The organism is Croceitalea marina (assembly GCF_042684265.1).
GTDB lineage: Bacteria > Bacteroidota > Bacteroidia > Flavobacteriales > Flavobacteriaceae > Croceitalea > Croceitalea marina.
Genome location: NZ_JBHULB010000073.1, coordinates 1 through 12,501, shown reverse-complemented (window position 1 = coordinate 12,501; position 12,501 = coordinate 1). Strand labels below are relative to the sequence as shown.

At 38.9% G+C, this 12,501-nt stretch carries 8 protein-coding genes; 7 read left to right on the top strand and 1 reads right to left on the bottom strand.

Annotation, left to right across the window (positions count from 1 at the left end; translation table 11 throughout):
- The 6 genes from ACFSQJ_RS14660 to ACFSQJ_RS14635 form a co-directional block, all read left to right on the top strand.
- A partial coding sequence (locus ACFSQJ_RS14660; RefSeq protein ID WP_377767709.1) for a gliding motility-associated C-terminal domain-containing protein occupies positions 1-533 on the top strand: 533 nt, incomplete at its 5' end.
- Between the two features lie 15 nt (positions 534-548).
- Complete coding sequence (locus tag ACFSQJ_RS14655; RefSeq protein ID WP_377767708.1) at positions 549-1,499, top strand: PorP/SprF family type IX secretion system membrane protein; 951 nt, start codon at positions 549-551, stop codon at positions 1,497-1,499.
- An 11-nt stretch (positions 1,500-1,510) separates the two neighbouring features.
- Positions 1,511-3,442 carry an OmpA family protein gene (locus tag ACFSQJ_RS14650; RefSeq protein ID WP_377767707.1) on the top strand — a complete coding sequence of 644 codons (1,932 nt, stop codon included), beginning with the start codon at positions 1,511-1,513 and terminating at the stop codon, positions 3,440-3,442.
- 217 nt (positions 3,443-3,659) lie between these two features.
- Complete coding sequence (locus ACFSQJ_RS14645) at positions 3,660-4,673, top strand: Calx-beta domain-containing protein (RefSeq protein ID WP_377767706.1); 1,014 nt, start codon at positions 3,660-3,662, stop codon at positions 4,671-4,673.
- Between the two features lie 113 nt (positions 4,674-4,786).
- Positions 4,787-7,087: a DUF7933 domain-containing protein gene (locus tag ACFSQJ_RS14640; protein WP_377767705.1), complete on the top strand. Its 2,301-nt coding sequence runs from the start codon at positions 4,787-4,789 to the stop codon at positions 7,085-7,087.
- 198 nt (positions 7,088-7,285) lie between these two features.
- On the top strand, positions 7,286-10,633 hold the full coding sequence (locus ACFSQJ_RS14635) for a beta strand repeat-containing protein (protein ID WP_377767704.1): 3,348 nt from the start codon (positions 7,286-7,288) through the stop codon (positions 10,631-10,633).
- Here ACFSQJ_RS14635 and ACFSQJ_RS14630 read toward each other — a convergent pair.
- Positions 10,607-10,840, bottom strand: a complete 234-nt coding sequence (locus ACFSQJ_RS14630; protein WP_377767703.1) for a hypothetical protein — start codon at positions 10,838-10,840, stop codon at positions 10,607-10,609. The two genes, ACFSQJ_RS14635 and ACFSQJ_RS14630, sit on opposite strands and share 27 nt — an antisense overlap.
- A 577-nt stretch (positions 10,841-11,417) precedes the next feature.
- On the opposite strand from ACFSQJ_RS14630, the gene ACFSQJ_RS14625 reads away from it, so the two are divergent.
- The coding region (locus tag ACFSQJ_RS14625; RefSeq protein WP_377767702.1) for a hypothetical protein at positions 11,418-12,501 on the top strand (1,084 nt) is incomplete at its 3' end.

Sequence of the window (12,501 nt, the reverse complement as noted above, 5' to 3'; positions counted from 1 at the left end):
GTGATGTAAACGACGGCTTCGATGTCAACGATGAGATCGACGACCCTGCGAACGATTTACCGGATACCGATGGTACGGAGGATGTAAACTATAGGGACCTTGATGATGATGGCGATGGTATCGACACCCCTGACGAGGATGCGGACGGTGACGGCGACCCGACCAACGATGATACAGATGGAGACGGCACGCCCGATTACTTGGATCCAATTGATGACACACCAGAGCCAGAAGCAATTGTAGTTAATCAAATGGTGACACCTAATGGAGACGGAAAGAATGATTTCTTATTTATTAGAGGCGTTGAAAATGCTCGTAATAATACACTTAGAATATTCAATAGATGGGGTATTGCAGTATACGAAGGTCAAGGTTATAATAACATAAATAATGTATTTGATGGAAGATCAAAGGGAAGGTCTACTTTAAGCGTAAATGATTTCCTTCCTTCAGGTATATATTTTTATATATTTGAGTACGATTCTAATCAAGGAAGAATTACAGATAGCGATTATTTCTATATCAGTAAGTAACATATAAATATGAATATGATTAAGAAGAGCATATTATTGCCAATACTTTTTATAGCAGTTACAATTCAAGGTCTGATCGCTCAACAAGATGCACAGTATACCCAGTATATGTTTAATACTATAAGTGTTAATCCCGCATATGCAGGGTCTAGAGGGCAATTGACCTTTGCCGGACTTTACAGATCACAATGGGTAGGTCTAGACGGAGCACCTGAAACTTTTACTATAAATTTGCATTCTCCGATTCGTAATAGTAGACTAGGCTATGGTCTTTCTGTGGTAAATGATAATATTGGAGATGGAGTTGTACAAGAGACCTATATAGATGGCGTAATTTCGTATACTTTGGATGTTTCTCAAAATGCAAAACTTTCTTTTGGACTTAAAGGAGGTGGAAATTTTTTGAGCCTTGATTTTACAAAACTTAGAAATTTTGACGAAGAAGTTGTACAGCAAGATAATATAGACAACCAGTTTACGCCAAATTTTGGCCTAGGTGTTTATTATCATACGGATAAATTTTATGCTGGTTTTTCAGCCCCCAACATTTTGGAAACTGAATTTTTTGACAATAGCGACAATGATTCAAACGAGGTTAATTTCTTGGCAGCGGAACGAATCAATTTTTACTTTATTACAGGTTATGTTTTTGATTTAAATGGGAATTTGAAGTTTAAACCTGCCCTATTGACAAAAGCAGTTGGTGGAGCGCCCTTACAGATTGATGTATCTGCCAATTTTTTAGTAAATGAACGGTTTAGTTTTGGAGCTGCATATCGCTGGGATGCCGCAATAAGCGCTTTAGCAGGGTTTCAAATCAATGATCAAATAATGTTGGGATTGGCTTATGATAAAGAGACTACAGAACTAGGAACAAGAAGATTTAATGATGGTTCTTTTGAAATATTTCTTAGGCTAGAATTGTTGAAAAAGTTCCAAAAAACGGTTTCCCCACGTTTCTTCTAAAAACTAATTATATGTACAAAAAAGTACTTCTTTTCACAATAGCATTTATTTCAAGTTTTGGTTTAACCTACGGCCAAGAACGTCTTTTGGAAAAAGCTGATGAAAAGTATGAGGAATATTCTTTTAGACCTGCAATCGATATTTATAAAAAGGTAAGGGAAAAAGGTTTCTCTTCGCCAGACTTATTAAAGCGATTGGGCAACTCATATTATTTTAATGCCAATTATGAGGAAGCTTCAGAGATTTACAAAGAGTTGATCGAAAAGTATGATTCTGTTGTCACCCCAGATTATGTCTTTAGATATGCCCAATCATTGAAAACCCTGGGTGAGTATGAAGGGGCGGATGCCATGATGGCTAAGTTTTCTAGACTAGCTAAAGAAAGTGGTATCGATTCGAGTTTCGATGAAGATTATATGAAAAAAATCGAGGAAAACTCAGGACGATATGATATTCAACAGTTTAAGTATAATTCCAAGTATTCAGATTTTGCACCTTCGTTTTATAAAGAGGGGTTGATATTTTCTTCTGATAGGGACACTGGTAACTTAGCAAGATATCGTCATACATGGAATGCTAGGGACTTTTTGGACATTTATGAAGTCAATGAGGCCAATGAAAATAACGAAGTAGTTCAAAAGGTTTCAGGAGATATAAATACCAGACTCCATGAGTCAACATCTGTTGTTACTAAAGATGGCAGCACAATGTATTTCACCAGAAACAACTTTTTGGATGGTAAAAAGTACAAAGACGAAAAAGGAACAATTCGATTAAAAATATACAAGGCAGCTTTGATAGAGGACGAGTGGACGAACATAGAGGAATTACCATTTAATAGTGATAGCTATTCGGTTGCCCATCCAGTACTTAGTCCAGATGAAAAGGTGCTATATTTTGCCTCAGATATGCCTGGAACTTATGGAGAATCTGATATTTTTAAGGTGCAAATTGTAGGTGATGGCACCTATGGTCCTCCAATCAATTTAGGTAAAACCATTAATACCGAAGCGAGGGAAACCTTTCCTTTCATTACCCAATCCGATGTGCTATATTTTTCTTCAGATGGCCACCCAGGCTTGGGCGGTTTAGATGTTTTTGCCACGAAGATAGCTTTCGATGAATATGACCAGACTATCGTTAATGTTGGAAAACCTATCAATGGGAAGTATGATGACTTCTCGTTCATTCTTGATGAAGAAAAGACTACAGGCTATTTTGCCTCAAACCGTATTGATGGAACGGGCGACGATGATATTTATAGTTTTAAAGAGACAGAACCAATTTCTTTAGACTGCTTGCAAGACGTAACGGGTACGGTTAGAGATAGGATTTCAAATGAAATTTTGGCTGGAGCTACGGTTAAGATTATCGATGAAGAAAACAATGAGGTATCATCCACCATTACCAATGCGAAGGGAGAATATAGCCTAAGCTTAGACTGTAACCAGGGTAATTTTGTTAGGGCAATGATGGAGGGTTATGTTCCATCCGAAGAATATCTTGTAAAGTCTTATGGAAAACCAAGAATTGTCGATTTTTACTTGGAGAGAGACCTGGTAACCGGAGGATTTGGAGACGATTTGGCCAAGTTGTTACAATTAAGTACGATTTATTTTGATTTGAACAAGTTCGATATTAGACCAGATGCAGAGATTGAAATCCAGAAGGTTATTGCTGCAATGGAAAAATACCCTAGTTTAAAGATAAAAGTAAATGCGCATACAGATAGTAGAGGTAACGATGCTTATAATTTATGGTTATCACAAAAAAGAGCGCAATCTACTGTAGCATACATGATTGCTAAAGGTATTTCAGCGGATAGATTAGATGGCCAGGGATATGGTGAAGAACGTCTTATGAACGAATGCGAAAACGGTGTAAGATGCTCAAATGAGAAACACCAATTAAATCGAAGGTCCGAATTCATCATATTCGATTAAGAGCGGGTTTGTTTTAGGTATTTTTTACCTTTAAAATTAACTTCTTGCATCACTCCTTTTGAAATATAGGAAAATCATTGACAACATTTTTAGTGAGATTTACCATGCTTTTGGTCGATAACACCACAAATAGTATGCTGTAGGTCGCAATAGTCATAATTTTACATTTTGCCTACCAAGTGCTTAGCTGTGCTTGATAGGTTAGTGTTATTGAATCATGACTAAGTATTTTTTTTATATCGTACTTTTTTTGGTTTCTATAGGTGTTCATGGCCAAGAAACCTTTTTTGATAGTTTTAGTGCCGTATCTTATTCCAACAATAATGGTAGTCAGAATTTTAGTTCGAACTGGACTGAACAGAATGATGATGGAAGTCCTTCAGCTGGTAGAATTCTTATTACAGGGAATAGGCTAAGATTTAACAATTTAGATAATAGGGCCATATACAGATTTGTACCACTTGCTGGGGCTTCAAGTGCTACTTTAACTTTAGATTATGATGCGACTTCAAGAGGTAATGAAGCTTTACAAATTTTCATTTACAATACCGACACAGCCACGTTCAATCTTATCGCAACAATAAATACTTCTAATACTGGGTCGATATCGTATAATCTCTCAGCTGCCGAAATTGCCTCGAATCCGGCAATATATATCAATGGTGCAGATACAAGTTGGGGTGGGAGTGAAACCATATTTTTAGATAACATATTGTTTACCGCTACTTTTTCGCCTCAAATTACAATTGATGACATAAGTATTGACGAGAACGCAGGAACAGCAACTTTTACAGCTACGCATATAGGTGCGGATGCCTCAGGACCCTTCGCTGTAAATTTTACAACAGTAGATGGTACAGCTGATTCTGGTATAGACTATACGTCAACATCAGGTACAATTAGTTTTAGCGGTACTTCAGGAGGCACGGATACTGTGACGATACCAATTTTGAATAACGCGGGTACCGAGTTGGACGAGACTTTTATTCTACAATTAACGAGTTCTTCTGATGGTTCCGTCGATATATCCGATACCGCAACGGCAACAATCACAGAACCTAATAGTCCAAGGCCTTACGAAGAGCGTTATGCCATGAACGTAGGGGGTAACTTTAAGGTTTTAGCTAACACGAACCTTGAATGTGTATCTGGTTGTCCTGCAACCCCGACTACCAACAATCCCAGTGTTGTTATGGGTTATGCAGATGTAGATGCAGATAGCGGACTGTAAATTCAAGTAGTTCGACGCTTTCTATTCCGGCGGGGGCGACAGTCGTTTGGGCAGGGCTCTATTGGGGTGGATTATATGGAAGTACAAATACAGGTATAACCAATCCATCCGGATTGAATTCCAATGAAATAAAATTTAGAGCTCCAGGAGCTTCCAACTACACCACAGTAAACGCTACAGCTATAAATACAGAGAACGCATCGTTTGCAGGTTGGACGTCTTATTTGGCTTTTGCAGAGGTGACCTCTTTTGTGCAAGCAGGAGGTGCAGGAGACTACTTTGCTGCCGATATTGCCTTGGCTACCGGAAGCAATTTTACAGGTCCGTACGGCGGATGGAACATGGTCGTTATTTATGAAGACTCCGCCGAAAAGAGCAGAAATATTGCTATTTGGGATGGTTTTGATTTTTTCGGTTTTGGTGCAAATGATACATTCACGGTAACAGGTCTGTTAACACCATCTTCTGGTACTTTTGATACCCACGCAGCGTATTTTGGATTTGATGGAGAGGCCGGCTCTACAGGGGATTTTGTCAGTATAGAAGGTACGGCTTTGACCAATGCCTTGAATCCATCCGATAATACTTTAAACGGTACCATTTCTGAATTTGGAATAGATACCGGAGCAAGAAACCCAAACTATGCCTACAGTTGGGGTATTGATAGCGATGTTTTTGATGCCTCAGGTCTTGTTGCCAACAATGCGACCGAAATGGATGTAACCTTGGGTAGTAGCAGTGAAGGTATTTGGGGTGGAGTTTTCGTAACTTCTAATGAGATTGCTTTTCCAACGGTTGCCAATATAGAATTTTCTCCTACCACTGTGAATTTGGGCGAGGAATCTGCAGTGACCATAACGGTTGATAATCCATCAAATGGGGTTTCTCTTACTAATTTTACACTAACAAACAATTTACCATCTGGCATGGTGGTGGCATCTAGTCCAGATGCGACCTCTAGTTGTGGCGGTACGATTCTGGCAAATCCTGGCGCAAGTTCTTTTAGTGTAAGTGGGGTTTCAATACCTGCAGGTTCTACCTGTACTTTCACTTTTGATGTGGTAACCAATGTATCAGGTAGTTTTATAAATACAATATCCGCATCAGATGTTTCAAATGATCAGAATATACCTTTGTCCGGGTCAGATTCGGCGACTTTAAGTGTAAATTCTTTACCCGACTCCGATAATGACGGCTATGATGATACAGTAGATTTAGATGACGATAATGATGGTATTTTAGATACGGTAGAATGTGGTTATTCTATCTTATGGGTCCTTAATAACACAGCCGGACCTATAGAACAAAATGTAATCGACAAATTAGTTGCTATGGGTCATAGCGTTACAATAGTTGATGATAATGTTGGAGACAACGCCGACAATTATGATGTAACTTTTTTACATGAAGATGTATTAAGTGGAACTGCAGCTGCCAATATGATCAACATGACCACCACGACCAAAGGTGTTATTACAAGTGAACAGGCTTTACATGATGAAATTTTAGGTGGACCTGGAGGAGGAAATGCGAGCAGTACTTTTATTGATATTCTAAATAATACCCACCCCATAACCGAAAATTTAACACTAGGTAACTATACTATTGGCGACGCAGGCCATCATGCAGGTAACCTTACAACAGGCACCGTTCTTGCAAATCATTCTAATGGTAATATCGCCATTGCGGTTTGGGAAACCGGTGATGCCATGGAAACAGGTAATGCACCGGGCAGAAGGGCAATTGTGCCCCATGCGAACGATGGTGCTGGACTTAATGCGGCAGGAGAAGATCTTTTAATAAAAGCTATTTTATGGACTGCTGGTAATACACCATTAATTTGTGATTCTGATTTAGATGGTACAATTGATTCATTGGATGCCGATAGCGATAACGATGGCTGTAATGATGCTGATGAAGCTTATGGTGACTCTAATGCGGATGGTGATGATAATGGTACATATGGTGCTGGAACTCCAACTGTGAATCCCGACGGAACGGTTGTCGGGGCATCTTATCAAATACCTGAAGATGCCGATGCTAATGGTATTTATGATTTTCAAGAAGCTGGTTCTGTTCCGAATATTACATCTCAGCCCAGCGATACCGCTGTTTGTCCTGGGTGTACGACAACTTTGTCGGTTGCCTCGATTGCAGATACCTACCAATGGCAACTATTTAATGGAGTTACTTGGGATAATCTTAGCGATTCTGGTATATATAGCGGTAGTTCTACAAACACTTTGACCATTGCAAATGCCACTACCTCAGAGAACGATAATCGATATCGTGTAATTCTTTCAAATGTAGATTATGTATGCGATACCGAAACTTCTGATGAAGCAGTTTTATCGGTACAGGTTAATTCGGTCATAACAAATCGCAGAATTACGTATAGAGTTAAGAAAAACTAATTTTCGATTCTTGAAAGAATTCTTTTGAGCATTCTTTCAAGAATAGATGCTAACTTTATTCGTACACTACAACTATTAAGGCGTTTAAATCACTTCTGCCTTAACTCGCAACAATTAATTAGCCAGCAGTTTGTTAAGTTCTAACTTTACTTTTTTAGGGGATAATAACATCCAATCCACAAAACAAAGTAGATTTAGATGAATTCTTTTTATAAAACTGTAGGTATTTGGTTGTTATTTACAACAGTAGTTTTAAGCCAGTGCCCATATGGAGGCACCAATTCAGGAACTGTTGTTACACCTACGAGTACAGATCAGTTTACGGGAAATTTACGTGGTGGAAGGTATTTTACCATGAACGTGGTCTCAGGAGGTTTATATACCGTATCGACAATAGGTTTGGCTGGATGGGATACGCAATTAACGATACATGATACTAGTGGAAACTTTATCGATTATAATGACGACTTTGGTGGCGCTCTGCAATCCGAAATAACATTTATAGCTCCATTAACAGGACAAGTAAGAGTTTTATTAAATAGATTTAACTGCCAAACTACGAATGGAGGAACTACCACTCAAGTAAGATACAGTGGTAGCTCAAGTTACCTAACCGTAAATGATATTTCGGTTGCTGAGGAAGATGGCACGGCAACATTTACGGTCACTTATAATGGCGCTGCTACCAGCGCTTTTAATGTTGATTATGCTACAGCAGATGGTACAGCTGAGGATGTTTTTGACTATTCAGCAATGTCGGGTACACTTTCATTTACTGGTACCGTGGGCGAAAATAGAACGGTTGCTATTACTTTAGTAGATAATACTTTTGGCGAAAACACCGAGGAATTTTATTTGGTTTTGTCCAATGCTACAAACAGTGTAGACATCGCAAATTTTGGTACGGCCACAATTATAGATACCGATCCGGCAATACCTCAAGACGTTCCATTGGCTTTGTACGATGATTTAAGTGGAAATTTTGACTATACTGTAGCGGGCGGTACCTTTAGAACACAATCCAATACTACTGACGCCTGCGCCATAACAACTACTTCATCTGGTTCGGTAACTTCAACTATTCCTGCAGGTGCTGTAGTAAAAAGGGCTTACTTATATTGGGCGCATTCCAATAATAACCCCGATAATTTCGTGACCTTTGAAGGACAATCGGTAGAAGCAGACCTCATATATGGGGCATCTTTTACTACACGTCAATTTTACGGCTATATATCTGATGTAACGGCAATAGTCAATGGTATAACCAATCCCAATAGTAATGTTTATGATGTGACCGATTTAAACATTGATGATGGTGGTGATTACTGTAACTCGGCGACCGTCTTGGGAGCTTGGTCCCTTATGATTTTTTATGAGGAGGCATCCCTGCCTGCGGCAACAATAAATTTGTACTATGGTTTCGATATTACTCAAAATGCGGGTACTTCTTTTACTCTAGACAACTTTTATGCAATAAGCCCGGCAGGAAGTAAAGCAACATTTTTGTCTTATGAGGGGGATGCCACATTGGATGGTTCTAGCTCAGGTTCTACAAACCCAGAAGAGCTTTCCATTACCAATCAATTAGGTATAACCAATATTTTATCTGGTGATGGTGGTCAAACAGGAAATAATGCCTACAATTCAACAATATACGATGGTCCAGCTGGTGTTAACAACAGTAATATTTATGGGCTGGATTTGGATACTTATGATATTTCATCCTACGTCGTAAGTACAGATACGCAGGTGACTGCAAATGTTGACGTAGGTCAAGATTTGTTGATATCAAGCGCGGTGCTATTGCGAGTACCCTCAAATTTAATTTCGGGTACTGTCTTTGAAGATATAAATTATCCCGGGGGTAATGGTCGTAATTTAGCCGATGCGAGTGGAATTGGTTTGGAAAACGTCACCGTAGAGCTATATGATGCGACGAGTACTTTAATAAGTACAACCATCACAGATTCTTCAGGAAATTATTCATTTGGAGGTATGGCAGATGGTAGTTATACGGTACGGGTCGTAAATTCTTCAATACTTTCAAGTAGGGGGGGCGGAGCAGGGTGTACCACGTGTTATGCAGTTCAAACTTTTAAAACAACTTATAATGGCACGACTACAGATGAAGTTACAGATGAAGTAGGGGGTACCAATCCAGCTGGTGAAGATACTGCTGCGGGCATACTTGCCGGCGCACAAACAGTATCGTCAATAGTAATTGCATCAGGTGGTATAGGTAATATTGATTTCGGTTTTAATTTTAATACGATTGTCAATACCAATGAAAACGGACAAGGCTCTTTAGAGCAATTTATAGTTAATTCGAATAGCCTTGATGAAACGGGGTTGAACATACAGGCAAATAGCATTTTTGATCCGGCAACTGGTGAGGATACGTCCATATTTATGATTCCTCCAACGGCCGACCCGCAGGGAAGAACTGCCGATGCTAATTTTAACGGAAGCTATTTTGATATTGCCTTAACAAATTCCCTAACAACCATTACTTCCAGCAACACCCATATTGACGGGCGTACCCAAACTGCCTATTCAACGGATACCAATTCAGGTACCGTAGGAGCTAGTGGTGCAACAGTAGGAACTTCTGCCATAGTGCTACCTAATTATGATCGACCAGAAATACAGGTACATACTACCGCTGGAGATGTTTTTATTGTAGAGGCAGATAATACCGTAATTAGAAATTTAGCAATCTATGCCACTAACAACGCAGTAATTCTTCAAAATTCCGGGACTTTATTAGTGATGCAAAACGTAATAGGCCTCGATGCAATCGTATCAAACGTTGGTATAGTTATAAATGGTGGTACAGCAGTCATTGATGGTAATTATATGAGGTCTGTAGTAAATTTTGCAATAGGTATATCTGGAGGAACGTCATCATTAATACAAAATAATCACTTTTTTGAAAATGCAGTAGGTCCTTGCTCTGATACAATTGCCTTAAATGGAGGTACAGGTATCGTTATTCAGAATAATCTAATTACCAATACAGGAGGGGTTGGAATAGATGGTTGGAATTACACAAGTCCAGTTACTATTTCAGAAAACACCATACACGATTCAGGACAGAATGGTGGAAATTGTAGTGGTTCTATAGAGAATGCAGGGGTGCGATTATACAGTAGCAATTCGGTAATTTCAAAAAATATTATTAGAAATAATGGGGGGCCTGGGCTAGTTATTACGGGAGGTGTCACTACAGGTAATTTAGTTACTCAAAACTCTTTTTATGGAAATGGGACAACGAGTCCGGCACTAGGAATAGATATAGATGCAGCTACTACTGGTAATCCCGTTGGCGATGGTGTTAATTTAAATGATAATGGAGATGTAGATTCTGGTCCAAATAGCTTAATAAATTTTCCCATTATAGCAAGTATTAATAAGTCTGGCAGTAATATGGTTATTTCTGGTTGGTCTAGGCCAGGTGCTATCATAGAGTTCTTTTTAACGGATATCAATGAAGGTTCTGCTATAGCAGGGGATAATACCTTAGGTCTTTATTGGGTCCTTTGTTGAGGGTAGCGTTGATGATACAGATACAGGAATTTCGGCGTATACTGATGCTGATAGCAATACGGATAATACCAATAGATTTTCATTTACTATTCCTTTGCCGAGCGGGTCAGATCTTGGAGCTGGCTTAACTGCAACAGCAACACTTTCTAATTCAACTTCAGAATTCTCCCCAATAAGTATTATCAAAGCATATACTGTAATTACCAATCGAAGAATTACGTATAGAGTTAAGAAAAATTGAATTATACAATTAGTTTAAGATGATAGTAGCATCTTTTAAGACTTTTGATAATTAAGTTTTTTCAGGTTTGATACAGTTAAAATTTTTCAAAAAAATCAGTTTAAATTTAATTTTTATCAGCCATTTTTGGTTTTGATAATTTATTCTGTTTGGGGTAATATAGGGCTTCTTTAAATTGCCTGTAAGCATAGTAATGATAGGTTTTAATCGATTAACGGTTATTAACTCCTATTAAGGGTAAACCTCATATTTTAAGGCATAGACTTTACAATTTATCACTTACACAACATTTATTTCCTGTGGGTATACATAAAGTTAATTTTGTAGGGTATTAGACTGTTTTGATTAGAAATACAGTTGAATATGATTTAAAATGAATGATTTGAAAGACTTATCAAAGACAAGACAGATGAAGACAATTAGTGCACTTATGAAGTATAGTGATGTCATTAAACTTGAGGCTTCGTCGTACAATCAAATCATAAAGACCATTTCTTTATAACAACACCTATAGCTATTACAATGTCAAATAAAAATAGACCCATGAAACAGAATCTTATTTTTCTGATTTTTCTACTGATTACTACGGTTGGCTTTTCGCAAACTACAGTTACGCTGCAAGATCAATGTAATTGTGAAGTACTTAGTGGAACAGATGTTTCTGCCCCAGGAGTAAGTACTCCCACCGGAGCAGATACGGGAGACATTTATGTGAACACCACTTCTGGGACTATATTTTTCTGGGATGGTGATTCATGGGAACTTACATCAAGTGACAACCAACAATTAACAGGTTTCACTTTTAATGACACAACCAATCAGCTTACCCTTGATTTGGAAAGAGGAGGCACTATTAGTGTTGATTTAAGTAGTCTTAGTGATACACTTGCGGATACCAATACCGTTATTACGTCTTATGCAATAGATACTGCCACCAATAGTCTGGTAATTACTGATAGCGATTCAAATACATTTTCAGTAGCCTTAGCGGATTTAGCTGCTATAATAAATACAGATAATCAAACAGCTGGAGAAGTTAGTTATGATAATGCTACATCTGGATTAACGGCTACAGATACGCAAGCTGCAATAGATGAGTTAGCGGCAAGCAATGCAGCAGACAATGATACGGATGCTACTAATGAGATACAGAATTTAGGTGAGGTATTAGCCGATGGTAATGATGGAGGCGGAGCCGCTATCACGAATATCGCAGACCCGACCAATGCACAAGACGCAGCGACAAAGGCATATGTAGATGCTTTGGATACGGACGATGCGGATGCGGACCCAACGAACGAGATACAGACATTAAGTCAAACCGGCACGGACGTTACATTATCCAATGGAGGTGGCACGATATCGGTAGCGGACAATGATAACGATGCGACCAACGAGATACAAGATGCAAACGAGGTAAATATCACTGATGCGGGCGGAAACTTTACTGCAACGGAGGTAGAGGGTGCCTTGGCGGAACTGGCGGCGAGCAACGCGGCAGACAACGATACCGACGCGACGAACGAACTACAGACATTAAGTCAAGCAGGCACGGACGTTACCTTATCAGATGGAGGCGGAACAATCTCAGTAGCGGATAATGATAATGATGCAACGAATGAGATAC